We start from the raw sequence: 18,383 nt of genomic DNA, 5'->3' as shown, positions 1-18,383 counted from the left end.
TACTGATGTCGTGGAAAACGTTCGCCGGACCAGCAACCTGACCGATCAAGCGTTCGAACAGTTGCGGAAAGCGATCGTTTCGGGGCACCTCAAGCCCGGGGAGCTCTACACCGCCGGGCAGCTGGGCGAGCAGATTGGTGTCTCGCGCACCCCTGTCCGCGAAGCCCTGCTCGAGCTCTCCCGCCTGGGGCTGGTCGAGATCGAGAAGAACCGCGGCATGCGGGTGGTTTCCACCAGCATCGAGGGACTCATCCAGGGCTTCGAAGTGCGGCTGATGCTGGAGGTCCCGCTGGCCCGCAGGGCCACCGAGCTGCAGGACCATGCGACGCTCGCCGCCGTGAAGGACACCTTTGTGCAGTTCCACGAGGCTGCGGCGACCAACGACGCCGAGGCCACTCTTCGCGCCGACCGGGATTTCCACCGAACGCTCCTGCTGGGCAGCCGCAACATCAAAGCTGTCGAGATCCTGCAGGAGCAGCGCAACCTGGTGCTGATGGGCGGCGTGGGAACGGTGCCGACCTCCCGGACCGCCCTCGAGTGCTTCGAGGACCACCGGGACATCTATGACGCCTTCATCCAGGGCGACGTCGACGGGGTCGGCCGCGCGATGGCCCGCCACATCACCCATACGGCCCAGATCCTGATCGCCCAGGAGACCCAGAGCCGGCCGGAGTTCGCCGAAGTCGACGCCGCGCGGCGGCTGGACTGGCTGACGCACTAACCGCCTCCTCAGGTGTGATCCATTCGACACCTGCTGGTGACTCCGGCAACACTACAAAGGTTGCATGCAACATTCAACTTGAGGTTAAGGCGGCACCGCGAAGAGAGCTCAGAGCAGCTGGCGGGCGTTCGCTTTGGCGAGGTCAATGAGTTCGCGGCCGTTTCCCGCGAGTACCGTGCGCAGCGCGTAGATCGCAAAGCCCGTAGCCTGCTTTACCTCGATTTTCGGCGGCATGGACAGTTCCTGCCGCTCCACCGCCACTGAAACGAGCGCGGGACCGTCATACGCAAACGCCCGGCGCAGGGCGCCCTCAAGGTCCTCGGGTCGGGCCACGCTCTCGCCGTGCATCCCCACAGCCTGCGCGACGGCGCCGAAGTCGGGGTTCTCGAGCCCGGTGCCGAAATTGACGATGCCCGCTGCCTTCATCTCCACCTCGACGAAGCTGAGCGCCGCGTTGTCGAACACCACGATCTTGATCGGCAGCTTATGCTGCACCGCAGTCAGCAGCTCACCGAGCATCATCGCGAGGCCGCCGTCCCCGGCCAGGACCACCACCTGCCGGTTCCGGTCCACCGCCTGGACGCCGAGGCCAAGCGGTGTCGCCGCCGCCATGGTGCCGTGCCAGAAGGAGCCGATCAGCCGCCGTCGCCGTCCAATATGCAGGTGACGGGACGCCCAGATGACCGGAGTGCCGACGTCGGGCAGGAAGACTGCGTCGTCGTCCGCGAGTTTGTCGATCAGGTGGGTGAGATGCTGCGGATGTATGGTGCCCGCTCCCTGCTTCTCCAGGTCGTCGAGCTGGGCCCGGGTGCGGCGGTAGTGGTCCAGCGACTTCTCAAGGTGGGTGCGCTGCTGCTTCCGTTCAAGCAGCGGCAGCAGTGCCGCAGCCGTTTCGCGCACGCCGCCAACCATGCCCTGGGTGAGCGGCACCCGGCGGCCGAGCTGCTCACCCCGGATGTCGATCTGCAGGATCTTCGCTTTCTCCGGGTAGAACTGCTGGTACGGGAAGTCGGTGCCGAGCATCAGCAGCGCGTCGCAGTCCTCCATGGCCCGGTAACCGGACGCGAAGCCCAGAAGGCCGGTCATGCCGACGTCGAACGGGTTGTCCCACTCGATGAATTCCTTGCCCCGGAGGGCGTGCACGATAGGCGCCCCCAGGGCGTCGGCGAGCGCGAGGACCTCATCGCGTGCGCCCTCCACGCCCCCTCCGGCGAGGATCGTCACGTTCCCGCAGGAATTCAGTGTGGCGGCTGCTTCCTGCAGCTCTGCCGGGGAGGGCACGATCACCGGGTCGGTGCGGCGCACCGTGAAGACGCGCTCGTCCACGGCGTCCTGGAGGGCAGCGTCGCCCGCGATGACAAGGACGGCGACTCCCCGCTTTTCGATGGCGGTCCGCATGGCGATCTCCAGCAGCCGGGGCATCTGCTCAGGGCTCAGCACCATCTCGCAGAAGACGGTGCAGTCCCGGAACAGTTCGGTGGGCCGGGTCTCCTGGAAGTACTGGCTGCCGATTTCGTCGGTGGGGATGTGCGAGGCGATCGCGAGCACGGGAACCCGGCTGCGGTGCGCGTCGTAGAGTCCGTTGATGAGGTGCATGTTGCCGGGCCCGCAACTTCCCGCGCACACCGCGAGATCACCCGTCACTGCGGCTTCTCCGGCGGCAGCGAACGCAGCCTCCTCCTCATGCCGGGCAAGCATCCACTCGATGCCCTTCTCCCGGCGGATCGCCTCGGTCACCGCGTTCAAGGAGTCACCCGGAACACCCCAGATCCGCTGGATCCCATTGGCTGCGAGGTTGCGGACAATGGTTTCGGCGATGGTGGCCATGGTGCTCCTCAGGTAGCGGACTCTGTTCGGCTCTCAGCGGAGGCATCAGTGTAGGGGCGGGGATCGGGCAGTGCCAGAGTGCAACTGGGTGGGACAAGAGTCCGCTTCATTAGCGTTCCCGCTGGGATCGGGCAGGGAACTACGCTGGGGGCATGGCAACAGTAATCCTCGTGCGGCACGGCCGCACCACAGCGAATGCCTCCGGCCTGCTGGCCGGGCGGACCCCCGGCGTCAGCCTCGACGACGTCGGCCGGAACCAGGCGGACGCAACCGGGAAACGGCTCGCCGTCGTACCCCTGGTCGGTGTGGTGTCCAGTCCGCTCGAGCGCTGCTGCCAGACCGCGCAGTTCATCCTGGACCGCCAGCCGGGCACTCCGCACGCACCGGTCGACGCCGACCTCACCGAATGCGACTACGGCCAGTGGCAGGGCCGCACCCTCGCGGACCTGGCGAAGGAAGAGCTGTGGAAGGTGGTGCAAACGCAGCCCTCCGCCGTCGTCTTCCCCGGCGGTGAGTCCTTGGCCGCGATGCAGGCCCGCTCCGTTGCAGCGGTCCGGCGGCACGACGCCGCGTTCGAAGCCGAGCACGGTCCAGGTGCCGTGTGGGTGGCGGTCAGCCACGGTGACATCATCAAGTCGGTCCTGGCCGACGCGCTCGGCATGCACCTGGATCTGTTCCAGCGCATCGACGTCGGGCCCGCATCCGTGTCGATCGTGCGCTACGGCCCGGGGCGTCCAACCGTCCACGCCACCAATACCGACGCCGGAGACCTCTCCTGGCTGGCTGCCGTCCACGAACAGGGCGATGCGCCGGTCGGCGGTGGCGCAGGACACGCAGCGCCACACGCCCAAGGAGCCTAAAGTAGTCCTATGCCTACCACCGTTCACGATTTCGACTGGCCGGACCGCGTAGTCGTCGGCACTGTCGGCGTCCCCGGTCAGCGCACGTTCTACCTGCAGGCGCGGGCGGGCAAGCAGCTCATCAGCATTTCAATGGAGAAGCTGCAGGCGGACCAGCTCGCCGAGAAGATCGATGAGATCCTCGACCAGCTGATGACCATCGACGGCAACCCCTTCCACATTCCCCCGAACACTCCCCTCGAGCTCGTCGACAATGACGATCTGGAGACTGTGGAGGAACAGTTCCGGGCCGGCGTGATGAGCCTGGGCTGGGACCCGACGACGGCGCAGGTCGTCATCGAGGCCTACCCGCTCGAGGAAGTGGATGAGGACGACGACGGGCTCCTCGAGGACGAAGACGACGCCGACGACGCCGATGCCGCCGAGGTGCTGCGGGTGCGGATGCCGGTGGGCACCGCACGGGCCTTCGCGAAGCGCACTCGGGAAGTGGTGGGCGCCGGGCGTCCGATCTGCGTGATCTGCGGTGAGCCGATCGACGACGACGGCCACACTTGCGCTCTGCCTGACGCCTGATGCCGGGCCCGGACCTGCTCACCGATGAGCTGACACTCACCGGGCGGATTACGACGGCGTCGAACGCCACTTTCCTGGGCAGCATCGGCGACTCGGCGGTCGTCTACAAACCCCTGGCGGGCGAGAAACCCCTGTGGGACTTTCCCGACGGCTGCCTGGCGCACCGCGAAGTTGCTGCGTGTCTGGTGTCCGAGGCCCTGGGCTGGAACATTGTGCCGCGCACCTGGCTGCGGGACGGTCCGCTGGGCGTTGGTATGGTCCAGCTCTGGCAGGAGACCGACCCGGAGCAAGCTGCGGTGGATCTCGTGTCTGTGGAGGACGTGCCGGAGTCCGGGTGGAAACTCGCGCTCGAGGGCGAGGACCAGGCCGGGCGGATTGTCGCCCTCATTCACGAAGACACCCCTGCGCTGCGGCGGATGGCGGTGTTCGACGTCGTCGTCAACAATGCCGACCGCAAAGGCGACCACGTCCTTCCCATGCCCAGCGGACACCGGTACGGCGTGGACCACGGGGTCACTCTCCACGCCGAGCACAAGCTGCGGACCGTGCTGTGGGGCTGGATCGGTGAACCTTTGAGCGCCGAGGAGCTTGAGGGTGTTGACCGGGTTCTCGCTGCCTTGGACGGTGAGCTGGGCGCGAAGCTGGAGGAGTTGCTGACTGCCGAGGAGAACGAGGCGCTTGCCGCGCGCTGCGCCCGGCTGCGGTCGACGGCGGTGTTCCCGGGCCCGCGCGGCGGGATGCCTGCTGTGCCCTGGCCGCTGTTCTAGCGAAGCCTGACGAAGATGACGTCGCCCGCCGGCACCACTTCGTGGGCAGGGTTTGAGGTCTGTTCCTCCGGCATCTAGGGTGGCCAGACAGCCACCACCGGCGCCCGCCGCAGCCCGGCGCTGACTGTCCCAGCGAACAAGCCTGCATTATTCGGCCCCAGCAAAGGATCATTGATGCACAACAAATCGAACCGGGTATTCATCAGCTTGTTGCTCGCAATGTCGCTGGCAGCAGCAGCTCTCATCCTGAATATTCCGGCACTTTTCGACTCGCCCGGCCCAGGTCAGCTCTGGCTCGCCGCAGTGCTGGGAATCCTTACTGCTGCCCTGGGAACGGCCGTCGTCCTCCTCCGGCCGCAGCGCCGGGGTAGGGGCGCCTAGCCCGCACCCTTCCCCAGGCTCCCGGAATCAATCGACCGGCCAGCAGATTTGGGTGCGCGCATTCTCCGGGCTCTGCTCGGTTTCGGGATCAGCGAGGTAGTTCTCCCACATCACCGCACTGGGCTTGAGCTTGTGCTGCACGAAGAAGCTCTCAACATCCGCGTAGGTGTTTGCCAGGGTATCGAACGGCCCGATGTGAGTCGCCTCGACAACCCTGCCGGCGGGCAGTTCTCCTGGCACAACGTTCCCGGCAGGTTCGATGGCGCCAGCAACGGGGAATCCAGCTTCGACGTCGACCTGGACCCCGGGCTGCCCGTAGTACTTGCCGAACGGCGGACCCACAGGTTGCACACCCTGTTTCTGCAGAACCGCCATGGTGTCCGAGAACGCGTGCGAGAAGAAGTCGGCCAGTTCGGCCATCGCCACCTGCGCGCGGATGGCCGCCGTCGCCTGCTCTGGGTGTTCAGTGATCCGAATGTGGGTCATGCTTTCCACGCTAACCGCCCCGAGGGGTGCCGGATAGGAGAAGACCGATCCCGACCGTCATCGAGCGGATACGGCAGTTCGTCCGGCAACGGCGTCGTGACGGAAGGTGCCTCAGCCTCCGACGACGGACACGCGGCAGCTGCCAACCCGCGCTCCTCGGGGCGCTCCAACTCGTGGACAAACTCCCGCCGCACTGCCGTGAGAGCTCCGTCGTCATTGAGCAAATTACTTCGTGATTAATATCAAGCCGCATGATATTCTCATCGAATATTTGATCCGTGATGCAGCTCACACTCAGGAGATCACCATGAAGCTCAACCGTTTCAGCACCGTCGCCGTTGCCGGCGCTGCCCTGCTCGCCCTGGCGTCCTGTTCGGCGGCAGGCGGCGACAGCGACAGCGAACCTACAGCCAGCCAAGGCAGCAGTGTTGCTGCGGGCGAGGTCAACACCGAAGCGCCGGTCTATGACCAGCTGCCGGAAGCCATCAAGTCCGCAGGCGTCATCAACATCGCCGGAGACACTCACCCGCCGTACCGGACGCTCCAGCAGAATGGCGACATCACCGGTATTGACCCGGACATCCAGGCCGCTCTCTCCGAGCAGCTGGGCGTCCCGTTTGCCGTCCAGACAGCGTCCGGCCTGGATGCCATGCTCACGGGAATGCTCTCCGGCCGCTACGACGCCTTCAACGGCCCGACCCGCACCACGCTCGAGCGGGAGGCTGACTTCGACGCCGTCGTCTGGATGACCACCCGCACCTCATACCTCTACCTTGCGGAACGGAAGGACGATCTCGATGCTCACGAGGATCTCTGCGGCGCCCGCGTAGCCGGGGTCACCGGATCAGTGACCGAGAGCCAGCTGGAGCGTTATGCCGAATGGTGCGCTGAAAAGGGACTTGATGCCCCCGAGTTCGTAGGCCTCAAGGACACCAACTCCACCATTCTCGCTGTCCAGTCCGACCGCGCGGACTACGCGGGCACCACGCAGACCGCCGCGCTCGACGTGCAGTCAAAGGACGAGGGCACTTTCGAGTTCCTGGTGCAGACCGACGAGCAGGGAGCCGGCGTGGACCAGCTCGCACTGTTTATGCCGAAGGACAACGAACTCGCTCCGGCCATGCTTGCCGCCTTCGAGGGCATCTTCGAGAACGGTGAATATGACCGGATCATGTCCGAGTGGAAGCTTGACGACGTCACGGTGGAGAGCCCCACGCTGAACCCAATGACCGCGGGTGAGTCCGGCAAATGAGCGTAACGGACACCCCCATGTCCTCCGGACCGGCCGTGCGCTCCAACGCCGTGGACGTGGCGCAGGCCCGTCCACGGATCAGGCCGCTGCGCATTCTGGGCACCGCCCTGCTCCTGTTGGTCGCCGGCGGCATCCTGTACTTCCTCATCACCAATAAGCGCTTCGAATGGCCCGTGGTGGCTGAGTACCTTTTCGCTCCCAGCGTGCTGCTCGGTTTGGTGACCAGCGTCCTGCTGATGGTGGTAACCATGGTGATCGGCACACTGCTGGGCACCCTGCTGGCCGCAGGACAGCTGAGCGACTACTGGCCCGTCCGTGTGGCATGCATGGCCTTTGTGGGCTTCTTCCGAGGGGTCCCTCCGCTGGTCCAGCTGATCTTCTGGTTCAACCTCGCCTACCTGGTCCCCCGCATCGCCGTGGGGGTGCCGTTCGGCCCTGAGTTCTTCAGCTGGTCCACCAACGACCTCATCACGCCGCTGACAGCCGCCATCATCGGCCTCTCGCTGCACGAGGCCGCCTACATGGCGGAGATCATCCGCGCGGGCATCCTGTCCGTGGACCAGGGACAGCACGACGCCGCCGCAGCCATGGGCTTCAGCCGCTGGCACTCCTTCACCCGGATTGTGATGCCGCAGGCCATGCGCGTGATCATTCCGCCGACCGGCTCCCAGATCATCGCCACCTTGAAGGGCACGTCCCTGGTAAGCGTGATCGCCATGGGGGACCTGCTGCACGCGGTCCAAGTCATTTACAACCGCACCTATGACGTGGTGCCCATGCTGATCGTGGCCGTGATCTGGTACCTCGTGGCCGTCACGATCCTGACCTTCTTCCAGCGCCGCGTCGAGGAGTACTACGGCCGCGGTGCCACCCGCCACGCGCCCAAGGCAACCGCCAGTTCCAAGCCCGTCGCCGCCGCCGGTACTACAGCCGCGATCCGGACCCAGGAGAACCAATGATGAACACCGCACAGTCCTCGAACGGGGCAGGTGCCGCGGGCACCGCACCGGCGACGGCGACCCGCCCCGTCCTCGAAGTAGTGGGCCTGCGTAAGCGCTTCGGCGACCATACAGCCCTGGACGGCATCGATCTCACCGTCAATGAGGGCGAGGTTGTGGCTGTCCTGGGCCCGTCGGGCTCCGGCAAGTCAACGCTCGTTCGCTGCCTGGACCAGCTGGAGACCATCGACGGCGGCGCCATGTACCTGGACGGGGAACTGCTTGGCTTCGAACAGGGAAAGGTCCTGCGCCCGCTGACCGATGCCGGTGTCCGGGCCCAGCGCCGCCGGATGAGCATGGTGTTCCAGCAGTTCAATCTGTTCCCGCACTGGACCGTGCTGCGCAACGTCACCGAGGCCCCCATCGCCGTGCACGGCATTGCCCCGGCCAAAGCCAAGGCGCAGGCACTGGACCTGCTGGAGAAGGTGGGCCTTTCGGACAAGGCCACCGCCTACCCGCGGCAGCTTTCCGGCGGCCAGCAGCAGCGGGTCGCGATCGCCCGTGCGGTGGCCGTCGAACCGCGCGTCCTGCTCTTCGATGAACCGACCAGCGCCCTGGACCCGGAACTGATCGATGAAGTGCTGCAGACCATGAAGTCCCTGGCCGCCTCGGGACGGACCATGGTGGTGGTCACCCATGAGATGGAGTTCGCCCGCGAGGTCGCGGACCGCTGCGTGTTCATGGCCGATGGCCGCGTCATCGAAGACCGTCCCGCAGAGGCATTCTTCCGCAACCCGCAGACTGACCGGCTGCGCTCCTTCCTTGCCCGCTCAATGCGCAGGAACGACGAGCAGCAGTGACCGAAACAACTACCACCCTGATGGCCACCGGGGATCTGGTCCTGGAGCGGAAAGACGCCACCTCCCTCTTCAGCGCCGTTGCCCCCGTGCTGGCCGAAGCAGATATTGTCATAGGCCACCTCGAGGTCCCGCACACCAACTCCACCACCACGGCTTCCTCGGACGTGCCCGCACTACCGGCCCCGCCGTCGGCCCTGGACGCCGTGGCCGCCGCGGGATTCGACGTCCTCACCCTGGCCGGGAACCACGTGTACGACTTCGGCGAAGCCGGAATCGAGGACACCCGGCGGCACTGCCGCGACCGGGGCATGGCCACCACCGGCGCCGGACGCAACCTTGGGGAAGCATGGGAACCGTCGGTCACTGAACACGCCGGCCGGCAGGTCATCGTGCTCAGCGTCAACTGCGTGGGACCCAAGGAGTCCTGGGCAGGCAGCGCCAAGGCCGGCTGCGCCTGGGTAGAGGTCGTCACGCACTACGAACCGCGTGGCGCCAACCCCGGCGGCCCGCCGCGTACCTACACTTTCGCCGAGCCGCGGTCCCTGGCAGCGTTCACCGAACAGGTGGCGAGCCACGTGCGCCAGGGTGCCACCGTCGTCGTAGCCCTGCACCAGGGGCTGGTCCACCAGCCCGTGGAGATCGCGCAGTACCAGTATGAGATCGCCCATGCGGCAATCGACGCCGGCGCGGTGGCTGTCCTGGCGCACCACGCCCACATCCTCAAGGGTGTGGAGGCCTACCGCGGCCGCCCGATCTTCCACGGTCTGGGCAATTTCGCCACCGTGACGCGGGCGCTGGGCGGCGCGCCGGGCGATTCACCCGAGCGGCGGGCCTGGGCCCGTGAAAGGACCCGCCTGTTCGGGTTCCAGCCGGATCCCGCCATGCCTGATTACCCGTTCCACCCCGAGAGCCGGAACACCCTGATCGCCGTCATCACCTTGGGACCCGACGGGCGCGTAGGCGCCGAGGTCATTCCCTGCTGGATCGACGACGACGCCCGGCCGGTTCCGCTGACCCGCGCCGACGGCGGGGAACAGGTGGGCGACTACATAAAGAGCATTACCCGGGAAGCCGGTCTGGACACTGTCCTGAACTGGGCAGGAGACCGGCTGACCGTTCACTTGAAGGAGACACCCTGATGAGCACTGAGACCAAACCGCTGGCGGGCAAGACAGTTATTGACCTGACGACGGCGCTGGCCGGCCCCTACGCCACCCTGCTGCTGGCCGGGCTGGGCGCCCGCGTCATCAAGGTGGAGAACCCCACCCGCGGCGGGGACTCCTCGCGCAACAACTCCCCCTATGTCACCGCCCAGGGCCTCAACGTCCGCCGGACGTCGGAAGACGACATGTCCGTCTCGATGATGCTCCGGGGCCGGGGCAAGGAATCAGTGACACTGAACCTGAAGCACCCGGAGAGCAAGCAGGTATTGTTCGACCTCATCGCCGAAGCGGACATCGTCGTGGAGAACTACAGCGCCGGCGTCACCAAACGTCTCGGCATCGACTACGCGAGCGTGCGACACCTCAACGAGAAACTCGTCTACACCTCCATCAGCGGTTTCGGCGCCGGCACGGAGAACGGGGACCGGAAGGCGATGGACACCATCGTCCAGGCGCTCAGCGGCGTCATGATGACTGCCGGGGAACCCGGGCAGCCACCGGTGCGCTTTGGCCTGCCGATCGGCGACCTGTCCGCTCCGCTCTTCGCGGTCATCGGCACCCTGAGCGCTTTGCTGCAGGCTGAGCACACCGGCCAGGGACAGCACGTGGACGTGTCGATGCTCGGGGCGCTGACCTCGATGGTGGCCTGCGAACCCTTTGACGCCCTTGAATCCGTGGGCTTCCCGCTGCGCACCGGCGCCTACGTTCCCCGCCTGGCACCGTTCGGCACGTTCCGCGCGGCCGACGGGTACTTCGCGATCTGCGCACCCACGGACCAGTTTGCTGCGGGCGTCCTCAAAGCCATCGAGCGTACCGATCTGCTGGACTCCGAGGATTTCGGCTCCCGTGATGCCCGGGTGGCCAACGCGGACCGCCTCCACGGGCTGATTGCCGGGTGGGCCGCCGAGAAACCCTTGGACGAGGTGCTGGAGGCACTCACTTCCAACGGCGCTCCTGCGGCACCGGTCCGAACCACGGCCGAAGCCGTCCGCGACCCACTGGTGCTCTCCCGGGGCGAGGTGGTCCCGCTGGTCCATCCCAAGTTCGGCCACTTTGACGGCCTCCTCGGGTCGGGCCTGCCCATGGTCCTCTCCGGCAGCCGCACCACACTGGACGCACCGGCCCCGTACCTGGGCGAGCACACGGACGTCGTCCTGAAGTCCCTGGGCTATGACTCCGACCGGATCGAGAACCTGCGCTCCGCGGGTGTGTTGTGACCGTGCCCCGGATCGGGATAGTCGGAGCGGACGCGCCCCGGCAGATCATCCTGGCCGCGGGTGCGACACCGGTGCGGCTGTTCGGTGCATGGAACGGGGACGTCTCTCGGGAAGCGGCTGAATTACTTGGGGCAGCCGACGTCGTGGCGGCCCGGGTGCTGGACGGTGTCCTGTCCGGACTCCATGACGATCTGGCCGGGCTGGTGGTCTGCAACGACTCCGCGGCGAACCTCCGGGTGTACTACGTGCTGCGCCTGCTGGCCGAACGCGGGCGCATCCCGTATCCGGTCCAGTTGCTGGATACGCCCCGCGGCGGCGGCCAGCATGTGAACCTCTTCGTTGCCCGGCAGTACGAGCGGCTGGCTGGATTCGTTTCCGGATGCACCGGGCAGGCTGTTGATGCCAGTTCCCTGTCCGACGCCGCCGCCCGGGAGAAGCCCCTGGCCGGGGCTCTCGGGCACGTGCGGGACCTGCGTATAAAGGGCGTCCTCTCCGGAAGCGCCGCCCTCCGGTGTTACGCGGCTGCGGCCCAAATGCCGCCGGAGCAGGCTCTGGCTGCGATCGATGCGGTCCTCGACGAGCAGGCTGCCGCAGCACCCGCGCCGGGAACCATGCTGCCGGTGTTTATGACCGGCAGTTCGCACCCGGATGCCACCGTCTATGAAGCGCTCGAGCAGTCCGGGATCGTGGTGGCCGGGGAAGACCACGACGCCGGTGACGCCGCCTGGCTCGGGGAGACGGTAGACGCCGCGTCGCCCGGCGAGGCCTTCAGCGCCTTGGCTGAACTGCACGCGCAGCGTCCGCCGTCGGCCTCGAGGTCCCTGGCCTCCGAACGGACCGAACACCTGCTCGCCGAAGTCCGCCGGACCGGCGCAGCCGGGGTGGTGGCCCTGGTCCGGGACCTGGACGACGGCCCGGTCTGGGACCTGCCCAGCCAGCGCGAGGCGCTGGCCGCCAGCGGAACCTGGCTCGCCGGCGTCGTCCGCGTTCCAGCCGACGGCGCCGCTACTGCCACCGCCGAACTCATTGCCAGCGTCCAGTTGTCCGGGGGGATTTCACCATGACCGATCATCGACTCCGTTCAGCCGTGGCAGCTACCCGCTACCAGAAGGAATGGTTCCAGTCGGTGCGCCAGCGGGCCGCGGCAGGCGAACCTATTGCCCTGCTGAACGCCGATGCCCCGCACGAAGTGTTCCGGGCCCTGGATATTCCCTACGTGGTGACGCAGTGGTGGTCCTCCATCATCGCCGCCAAGCGGGCCGGCCCCGCTTCCATGGAGCGGCTGGCCGCCCGCGGGCTGCCTGACTTCAGCCAGCAGTACGACGCGATGCCGCTGGGTGAGCAGCTGCTCGACGCCGAGGATCGCCCCTGGGGCGGCTTGCCTGCGCCGCGGTTCGCCGTGGCCGAGCGCAGCGGGGATGTCACCGCCAAGATCTTCGAGCAGTGGGGCCGGTTCCCGGGCACGGAAACGTTCCTCCTGTCCCGCACAGGAGCTGACCCGTTGCCGGACCGGTGGTGGGAGCTTGTGCCGCGCGACTGGGAGAAGGCCTTCGGCTCGGACCGGCTGGATTTGCTGCAGGGCGAAATCGAGCAGCTGATCAGCTGGCTGGAGGAGCGCACCGGCCGCACGCTGGACCGGGACCGGCTGGCGGAGATCATGGACCTGGGCAACCAGCAGGCCGAATGGAACCGCAAGACCCGGGACCTTATCGCCTCCGCGCCCTTCGCCCCCGTGTTGGTGAATGACACGATGCCCGCCGTTATGGCACCGCAGTGGCAGCGCGGCACGCTGTGGGCGGTGGATGCCGCCAGGTCCCTCTACGAGGAAACCGCCCAACGGGTGGCCGACGGCGTTGCTGTATGTCCCGGTGAAAAGCGCCGGCTCATGTGGGTTGGCCGCGGCCTGTGGTCCGATCTTGGCCTGTACACCCGGTTCCAGGAGGAATTCGGCGCAGTGTTCGTCTGGTCCATGTACCTCGCGATCGCCGCCGACGGCTACCTGCGCTACGGCGAGGACCCGGTTCGGGCGCTGGCCGCCCGCTTCGTGGGAATCACGGACCAGCTCTACGTGCCGCCGTGGTCCGCCCAGTGGTACGTGAAAGAAGCGCTGAGCCACCGCGTGGACGGGGTGGTGCATCTGGTGGCGGACGACACCCCGGGCAGCGGCTTCATTACCGAAGCCCTGGAGGCTGAGGGGATCCCTGTGCTGGAGATCCGGGCCAACAACGCCGACCAGCGCTCCAGCGATGCCGCCCGCATCCCCGAGCGGATGGCCGAGTTTATCCGCGACCGTGTCTGATCCCGGCTGCTGTTTCCGCTGCCCGGCCCGGCGTTGCCGTGGGTAACTTCGGCGGGAGGAAGGGCCCGTTCCGGTATCCGAACTTCTCCTGGTACTTCACGGGGCAGGTCCTCTCCAACACCGGGGTCTGGTTCCAAAACCTCGCCCTGCAGCTGGTGGTTCTGGGGGCGACCGGCAGTGCCCAGGCCCTGAGCGGAATCACTATCGCCCAGTTCCTGCCGATCTTCCTGCTCGGAATACCCGCAGGGCGGCTGCTGGACCGGGTGGCACCCCGCACCGTGCTGCTCGTGACCTCGCTGGCTTCCGCAGTTGTTACCGCCAGCTTGGTCTTGACCCGGGATCCGGATCTGTGGCTGCTTTACGGCATGGTGGGTGTGCTGGGTTCGGTCCAGGCCTTTGAACGGGTGGCCGCGCAAACCATCATCTTCGAGCTTGTGGGCCCGGACGGTCTGTCCAAGGCTGCCTCCATCAGCACCATTTCGCTGGCCGCTGCCCGGTCGGTGGGTCCGGCGTTGGCCGGGCTCGCTTTCCAGGGACTCGGGCCGAGCGCGTGCATTCTGATCAACGCGGCCGCCTACCTGTTGGTGTTCGCTTCGCGGCTGCGGATCCGTCCGGACGAGCTGCACCGTCGGTCGTCCCAGGCCCAGCAGCGGCCGAGGGATAAAGCCGTGGGGGCAGCGGCGTCGGGCACCTTCCGGCGCAGTCGGGATGTGAACACCCTCCTGATCATGAACGTGGTGATTTCCCTGCTCGCCATGAACTTCGGCCTGGTGCTCACCTCTACTGTGAATCTTTCCTACGGCGGTGATGCCGGCGCGGTGGGAGCTGTCCACACCCTAAACGCTGTGGGCGCCGTGCTCGGCGGCATCCTGGCTGCCCGGCGGCCCCGGGTGTCGGTGCGGTCCATGATTGCGGCGACAAGTGTTTTCGGTGCGGCGCTGGCGCTGAATGCCGCGGCCCCCACCCTCCTGCTGTTCCTGGCAGTGGCCCCCGTCCTGGGTATCGCGGTGGGGTACTACCAGGGGATCGTGAATGCTGCCGCGCAGGAATCGGTGCGGCCGCAGTTCATTGGGCGCATGATGTCGCTGATGACGATGGGAAGCTACGGCATGGTGCCGTTTGGGGCGCTGTTGATGGGATGGGTGATCGATGCCAGCTCGGGCCGGGTGGCTCTGGCCGTTTCCGCGGTGAGCGCCTTTGCCTGCCTGCTGGTGGTGTTGATTAGGACGCGGCCAGTCTCTCGATAGGGCGCTTGTTAGGTGTCCGGGTTGGCGCCGTCGGCTTCGCGGTTGAGGCCCTTCAAGCGGCTGGCCGCCAGCCGGGAGGGCACGTGCCGCGGACGGCTGGTGATCTGGCGGCGGTGAACTGCCTCCACCTCCGCTTCATCGTCTCCGAAGTATCCGCCTGCAAGCACGCGGGCTGCGTGGTCCAGGACGCCAACGATGGAGTTGCCGAGGTCCTCTCCGATGAGGCCGGTGAGCCGCTCTTCGTGGTCTCGCAGTTCCCGGGTGCAGGTCTGGACCACGTCCCAGCCGGCTTCGGTGAGCTGGACGAGGCGGATCCTCCGGTTGGTTGGGTGGCTTCCGCGTTCCACCAGTCCGAGTTCGAGGAGTTCGTTCGCCACGAGGTGCGCGGCCTGGGAGCTGACGAAGGTTCGGCGTCCGAGCTGGGCGTTGGAGAGCGGCAGCCCCTCCCCCAGCACCTGGAGCACGAGGAACTGGGACAGCGTCACGCCGTGTGCCAGTGCCAGGTTCTCGGTGAACCGGTCGAGTGCCCTGCCGAGACGATAGGCGGTGTAGTTGAGGCGATTGGTCGCGGGCTCGCCGCGTTCGTCTCGTTCAAGCTCCATCAGGGGAGAATATCAAGTTATTTGCGATCTTCTGGCGCTCACACGTGTCGTGACTCGCACCGTTCTTCCAGCCGGTGAGCCGGTTCTTTCTTGCTGTCGCCATTCAGTCGACCGGCCAGCAGATCTGGGTCCGTGCATGCTAAGGGCTTTGTTCGGTCCTCGGATCGGCTAGATAGTTCTCCGCAGGACGCCGAAGGTGCCAGTCCCGCTAGGTGACGTCCTCACCCAGGGATATAAGGCCCGCAGTCACACCTGCGACCGCCTGTTCACCGGAGCGTACCATCGAGTCCTTGTGGACGTCGACGCTCCGGGCACGGCCGAACAACTCGGCTCTGGGCATGGTGGTCCGGGTGATACACCGAAGCAAAAACGGTCATCAGTGGAGTGTTGCAGGGCTGATGTGCAAATTCGCGGAACAGTGTCAGCCGAGGCTCTCGAATACCATCGTCGCCTGGATGGGGTATCCTCCGCCGAATCCTTTGCTGCCGCTTCACGCTGTGGACATGGTGTGCAGCCGGTACCCTTTCGCGGCCTGGTCATCACTCGACTAGGTCCGGTTTCCCATCACCGCCCGGTGCTGCTTTATGCACCGCGACGGACGCGTTGAACGGCGAGAACAGAGTGTCTGTTGATATCTTCTTTTCCAGAGCCGCGACGATGGTCTCCAGCTCCACACGCGTTTCCGCCTGCACACCGAGCGCTTCCCCTATACCGACGACGTCGGTGCTCATGCGAGACCCCAGAGCGAGCGCTCGGTGACCGTCCACGGGATCCTTGATCCCATATGGGTGCAGGTGCACGGTGTCTGAGATCGCCGCTGGTTCATGGAAGTGGTCGAACTTAAACTCGCCGCGCATGTAGCTGAGGAACTCATTCTGGATCACGAGAACCAGTTTCCGATTCACGTGCTCAAACGTCGAGGCTTTGTGATGCATCTGCACCAGGATGGTCTTGGCCGTCATCTTCCAGTTCATACCGAACGTTTTCGCCGTATGAACTGCTGGGTCGTTTGTCTCAATCCCCAAGCGCTCCACGACCCGCTGACGCTCCGGCCACGCTGAGCCCGTCGTGTCGAGTGTTTGAAGCTCAATTCCGACGAAGTCGACGACCTTGCTGTTCTTTGTGGACACCAAGAAGTAGTCGACGTTACCTCCGGGAATCTTGACCTCCGGCACCAGGTGCAGTTCGTTTCCTGGCTCGTGAAGGGTCAAGAGGTGCAAGCAATCGGTAAAGATCTGCCCTCGATCTAACAGCCGGGAAGGGCAGATGAGGATGGGCGCCGGTGGGGTGCCGTAGCTCAATGTGCACGTACCAATCGAGACCTCTGGAGAGGACTTCCGGACTTTGTAGCAACGCTTGTCCGTGAAGGGGCAGGTCTGGTCCGTCAGGATGGCGTTCCAGGGCTGGCGGGCGTCGGTTGCGTCGAGGCCAAAAAGCTCAACAACAGTGCGCGGGCGGAGATTCACCAAAGGGTCAACCCGATCCGGTTGCGTGCCGTTTGTAAGTAGTTCGCCGAGAGGTCGATGCCAACCGATCGACGACCAAGTTGCGATGCCGCGACCATCGTCGTTCCCGTTCCGCAGAACGGATCAAGCACAATGCCATCCGGGGGGCAAGACGCTAGGATTGGCACGAGGCAGAGTTCAACAGGGTATACGGCAAAATGACCCGCGCCTCGGGCCTGAGTGTCCTCGGGCAAGATGTCCCATACATCCGATGGTTTCGTACCCTTCGGATGGTAGCGAAGGAAGTAAAATCCTTTATCGATCAGTTCTTTCGCTCGACCCGACACCTTTGCCTGGTCGGAATGCGTGACCCGCTGCTGTCCTCGAATCACCATTCGGAAATCGGAGAGCCGTCCTTCAGCCACATCCCGGAGAATCGCCTCCAGAGCTTGGCACGCGTTTTGCTTCTCGGCTTCGGTAAGCACGGTTGACAATTCGATTTGCCGCCGATATCTGATGCCCGATACTCCCGTTGCCGAGACCACGGCGCCGTTCACGACCTTTGCTTCGCGTCCCGTAGTCCGGATGGCATCCACGTCATAATAATAGCCTTGCGCGCGCTTCACGAAGTGGAATATAAGCTCGTGCGTGTTCGCCAGTCGGTCGCGCGACTGGTCCATGCCGCCTTTGAGCTTATTCCAGACGACTTCATTGCGTAGCACCCACCCTTGCTCGTCGATCATCTTGATCGCGAGACGCCAGGGAACGCCTGCGAGCGCCTTCTTGACGTAGCTATCCCCAATGTTGAGCCAGAAAGAGCCAGTTGACTTCAACACACGGTGCAGTTCGCGCGTAATCGCGAGCAGTTCATCGATGAACTCCGCGGGTGACCGCTCTGCACCGATGCCGTCCGATTCATACTTCCGCTGTCCCCAATACGGCGGCGAAGTCATCATCATGTCAACCGATTCGTCAGGAAGGCTCGCGAGCACCTGGAGCGAATCGCCGTGGAGGAATGCGACCTGCTCTACACCGGACTGGACGGCCTCGAAGTCCTGCGTCCAGCCCCGGAGGTCGTTCTGACGTGATGGCATGGGGAGCGGTTCGAGAGTCTCGGTCATACCCTAATGCTAGGCGACGCCCCCGACACGGCCTCCGAGACTCACGGACAACTCAGTGATGCGGTGCAATGGATGATGACTAGGCGGCGCTTTACCGGCGATCACCATCGAGGAGGCGGATTCACCATGGCCTGGTACCTATGCGCAATATCGCCCAATGAGCCACGTAACTGGCAACTCTGCAAGGAGCGCGGACTCTGGGGATACACGCGCGGCACGCCGAAATGTGAAGCTGGCGACCATCTCCTGTTCTGGATCGGCAAGCGCGGCTACATTGGCTACGGACTCGTGACGGACATGCCCCGTCGGCCGCGCTCCAAAGCGGATGCCCCGTGGGCCGGTGGCACGGACCGCTTCACAGCGGTGGTACCGATGACTGTGCAAGTTGAAATCGCTGAACCGGTCTTCCTGCCGTTCGTGAACAACGTACAGCAGGACACAGGGTTCAACACTGGGCAGCTGCAACGCGGAATGTCTTTGGTGCCGAATGATGCCGCAACCCGCATCACGGCCCGCTTGCTGGAACGCTACTTCGAGGCTCAAGGCGAGGCTGAGGGTTCCGAGTCGCCAGACCGGGCGTAGCCGCTTTAGCGTAGCCGAACCTCAAATGGAGTGAGATTGGAC

20 protein-coding genes are annotated in these 18,383 nt (G+C 65.5%); 14 read left to right on the top strand and 6 right to left on the bottom strand.

All coding sequences use genetic code 11. The annotated features are described in order from the left end of the window. Window positions 1-10 precede the first annotated feature (10 nt). A complete protein-coding gene (locus tag NF551_RS01335; RefSeq protein ID WP_227896317.1) occupies window positions 11-721 on the top strand; it encodes a GntR family transcriptional regulator in 711 nt (236 codons plus the stop codon). Between the two features lie 108 nt (window positions 722-829). Here NF551_RS01335 and poxB read toward each other — a convergent pair whose 3' ends face one another. Continuing rightward, the gene (gene poxB / locus NF551_RS01330; protein ID WP_227896318.1) at window positions 830-2,548 is read right to left on the bottom strand and encodes a ubiquinone-dependent pyruvate dehydrogenase; all 1,719 of its coding nucleotides are present in this window, start codon (window positions 2,546-2,548) and stop codon (window positions 830-832) included. Between the two features lie 152 nt (window positions 2,549-2,700). On the opposite strand from poxB, the gene NF551_RS01325 reads away from it, so the two are divergent. The 4 genes from NF551_RS01325 to NF551_RS01310 all read left to right on the top strand — a co-directional run bounded on the left by NF551_RS01325 (window position 2,701) and on the right by NF551_RS01310 (window position 5,129). Then, a complete protein-coding gene (locus NF551_RS01325) occupies window positions 2,701-3,408 on the top strand; it encodes a histidine phosphatase family protein (RefSeq protein WP_227896319.1) in 708 nt (235 codons plus the stop codon). A gap of 9 nt (window positions 3,409-3,417) precedes the next feature. Beyond that, a complete protein-coding gene (locus tag NF551_RS01320) occupies window positions 3,418-3,981 on the top strand; it encodes a DUF3090 family protein (RefSeq protein WP_227896320.1) in 564 nt (187 codons plus the stop codon). After that, a complete protein-coding gene (locus NF551_RS01315) occupies window positions 3,981-4,748 on the top strand; it encodes an SCO1664 family protein (RefSeq protein ID WP_227896321.1) in 768 nt (255 codons plus the stop codon). The genes NF551_RS01320 and NF551_RS01315 overlap by 1 nt, the downstream gene beginning before the upstream one ends. A 174-nt stretch (window positions 4,749-4,922) precedes the next feature. Further along, a complete protein-coding gene (locus NF551_RS01310; protein WP_227896322.1) occupies window positions 4,923-5,129 on the top strand; it encodes a hypothetical protein in 207 nt (68 codons plus the stop codon). A gap of 27 nt (window positions 5,130-5,156) precedes the next feature. Here NF551_RS01310 and NF551_RS01305 read toward each other — a convergent pair whose 3' ends face one another. Then, entirely contained in the window at window positions 5,157-5,615 is a 459-nt protein-coding gene (locus NF551_RS01305; RefSeq protein ID WP_227896323.1) for a GyrI-like domain-containing protein, read from the bottom strand. A 307-nt stretch (window positions 5,616-5,922) separates the two neighbouring features. Here NF551_RS01305 and NF551_RS01300 point away from each other — a divergent pair, with 307 nt between their 5' ends. From NF551_RS01300 to NF551_RS01265, 8 genes are read left to right on the top strand one after another with little or no spacing between them, the layout of a single operon-like run. After that, window positions 5,923-6,867, top strand: a complete 945-nt coding sequence (locus NF551_RS01300; RefSeq protein ID WP_227896324.1) for a transporter substrate-binding domain-containing protein — start codon at window positions 5,923-5,925, stop codon at window positions 6,865-6,867. Beyond that, on the top strand, window positions 6,864-7,826 hold the full coding sequence (locus NF551_RS01295; protein WP_227896325.1) for an amino acid ABC transporter permease: 963 nt from the start codon (window positions 6,864-6,866) through the stop codon (window positions 7,824-7,826). Before NF551_RS01300 ends, NF551_RS01295 begins: the two co-directional genes overlap by 4 nt. Beyond that, window positions 7,823-8,665 carry an amino acid ABC transporter ATP-binding protein gene (locus NF551_RS01290; RefSeq protein ID WP_423721878.1) on the top strand — a complete coding sequence of 281 codons (843 nt, stop codon included), beginning with the start codon at window positions 7,823-7,825 and terminating at the stop codon, window positions 8,663-8,665. Before NF551_RS01295 ends, NF551_RS01290 begins: the two co-directional genes overlap by 4 nt. After that, window positions 8,662-9,804: a CapA family protein gene (locus NF551_RS01285; RefSeq protein ID WP_227896326.1), complete on the top strand. Its 1,143-nt coding sequence runs from the start codon at window positions 8,662-8,664 to the stop codon at window positions 9,802-9,804. Before NF551_RS01290 ends, NF551_RS01285 begins: the two co-directional genes overlap by 4 nt. Further along, window positions 9,804-11,045 carry a CaiB/BaiF CoA transferase family protein gene (locus NF551_RS01280; RefSeq protein ID WP_227896327.1) on the top strand — a complete coding sequence of 414 codons (1,242 nt, stop codon included), beginning with the start codon at window positions 9,804-9,806 and terminating at the stop codon, window positions 11,043-11,045. The genes NF551_RS01285 and NF551_RS01280 overlap by 1 nt, the downstream gene beginning before the upstream one ends. Beyond that, the gene (locus tag NF551_RS01275) at window positions 11,042-12,109 is read left to right on the top strand and encodes a 2-hydroxyacyl-CoA dehydratase family protein (RefSeq protein ID WP_227896328.1); all 1,068 of its coding nucleotides are present in this window, start codon (window positions 11,042-11,044) and stop codon (window positions 12,107-12,109) included. The genes NF551_RS01280 and NF551_RS01275 overlap by 4 nt, the downstream gene beginning before the upstream one ends. Further along, window positions 12,106-13,344, top strand: a complete 1,239-nt coding sequence (locus tag NF551_RS01270) for a 2-hydroxyacyl-CoA dehydratase family protein (protein ID WP_227896329.1) — start codon at window positions 12,106-12,108, stop codon at window positions 13,342-13,344. The genes NF551_RS01275 and NF551_RS01270 overlap by 4 nt, the downstream gene beginning before the upstream one ends. 38 nt (window positions 13,345-13,382) lie before the next feature. Then, window positions 13,383-14,591 (top strand): MFS transporter, encoded by a 1,209-nt coding sequence (locus NF551_RS01265; RefSeq protein WP_227896330.1) that lies wholly within the window; start codon window positions 13,383-13,385, stop codon window positions 14,589-14,591. A gap of 8 nt (window positions 14,592-14,599) precedes the next feature. On the opposite strand, the gene NF551_RS01260 is transcribed toward NF551_RS01265, so the two are convergent. From NF551_RS01260 to NF551_RS01250, 4 genes are all read right to left on the bottom strand, one after another. Further along, window positions 14,600-15,193: a MarR family winged helix-turn-helix transcriptional regulator gene (locus NF551_RS01260; RefSeq protein ID WP_227896331.1), complete on the bottom strand. Its 594-nt coding sequence runs from the start codon at window positions 15,191-15,193 to the stop codon at window positions 14,600-14,602. A gap of 208 nt (window positions 15,194-15,401) precedes the next feature. Then, on the bottom strand, window positions 15,402-15,533 hold the full coding sequence (locus NF551_RS18940) for an SRPBCC family protein (protein WP_269439013.1): 132 nt from the start codon (window positions 15,531-15,533) through the stop codon (window positions 15,402-15,404). A 199-nt stretch (window positions 15,534-15,732) separates the two neighbouring features. Then, complete coding sequence (locus NF551_RS01255; protein ID WP_341482274.1) at window positions 15,733-16,404, bottom strand: hypothetical protein; 672 nt, start codon at window positions 16,402-16,404, stop codon at window positions 15,733-15,735. 251 nt (window positions 16,405-16,655) lie between these two features. Beyond that, entirely contained in the window at window positions 16,656-17,759 is a 1,104-nt protein-coding gene (locus tag NF551_RS01250; protein ID WP_227896332.1) for a DNA-methyltransferase, read from the bottom strand. Window positions 17,760-17,885: 126 nt separating this feature from the next. Between NF551_RS01250 and NF551_RS01245 the strand changes: the two genes are divergently transcribed. After that, a complete protein-coding gene (locus tag NF551_RS01245; protein WP_227896333.1) occupies window positions 17,886-18,341 on the top strand; it encodes an EVE domain-containing protein in 456 nt (151 codons plus the stop codon). Window positions 18,342-18,383 lie beyond the last annotated feature (42 nt).

It is taken from the genome of Arthrobacter caoxuetaonis (genome assembly GCF_023921125.1).
Taxonomy (GTDB): Bacteria; Actinomycetota; Actinomycetes; order Actinomycetales; family Micrococcaceae; genus Arthrobacter_B; species Arthrobacter_B caoxuetaonis.
The sequence above is the reverse complement of the archived record's forward strand: the minus strand, read 5'-3'. Positions and strand labels throughout refer to the sequence as shown.

Bases quoted from the DNA above. Each gene is read 5' to 3' on its own strand.
- poxB (WP_227896318.1), bottom strand. From the start codon at position 2,548: ATGGCCACCATCGCCGAAACCATTGTCCGCAACCTCGCAGCCAATGGG.
- NF551_RS01325 (WP_227896319.1), top strand. From the start codon at position 2,701: ATGGCAACAGTAATCCTCGTGCGGCACGGCCGCACCACAGCGAATGCC.
- NF551_RS01320 (WP_227896320.1), top strand. From the start codon at position 3,418: ATGCCTACCACCGTTCACGATTTCGACTGGCCGGACCGCGTAGTCGTC.
- NF551_RS01315 (WP_227896321.1), top strand. From the start codon at position 3,981: ATGCCGGGCCCGGACCTGCTCACCGATGAGCTGACACTCACCGGGCGG.
- NF551_RS01310 (WP_227896322.1), top strand. From the start codon at position 4,923: ATGCACAACAAATCGAACCGGGTATTCATCAGCTTGTTGCTCGCAATG.
- NF551_RS01305 (WP_227896323.1), bottom strand. From the start codon at position 5,615: ATGACCCACATTCGGATCACTGAACACCCAGAGCAGGCGACGGCGGCC.
- NF551_RS01300 (WP_227896324.1), top strand. From the start codon at position 5,923: ATGAAGCTCAACCGTTTCAGCACCGTCGCCGTTGCCGGCGCTGCCCTG.
- NF551_RS01295 (WP_227896325.1), top strand. From the start codon at position 6,864: ATGAGCGTAACGGACACCCCCATGTCCTCCGGACCGGCCGTGCGCTCC.
- NF551_RS01290 (WP_423721878.1), top strand. From the start codon at position 7,823: ATGATGAACACCGCACAGTCCTCGAACGGGGCAGGTGCCGCGGGCACC.
- NF551_RS01280 (WP_227896327.1), top strand. From the start codon at position 9,804: ATGAGCACTGAGACCAAACCGCTGGCGGGCAAGACAGTTATTGACCTG.
- NF551_RS01270 (WP_227896329.1), top strand. From the start codon at position 12,106: ATGACCGATCATCGACTCCGTTCAGCCGTGGCAGCTACCCGCTACCAG.
- NF551_RS01260 (WP_227896331.1), bottom strand. From the start codon at position 15,193: ATGGAGCTTGAACGAGACGAACGCGGCGAGCCCGCGACCAATCGCCTC.
- NF551_RS18940 (WP_269439013.1), bottom strand. From the start codon at position 15,533: ATGCCCAGAGCCGAGTTGTTCGGCCGTGCCCGGAGCGTCGACGTCCAC.
- NF551_RS01250 (WP_227896332.1), bottom strand. From the start codon at position 17,759: ATGACCGAGACTCTCGAACCGCTCCCCATGCCATCACGTCAGAACGAC.
- NF551_RS01245 (WP_227896333.1), top strand. From the start codon at position 17,886: ATGGCCTGGTACCTATGCGCAATATCGCCCAATGAGCCACGTAACTGG.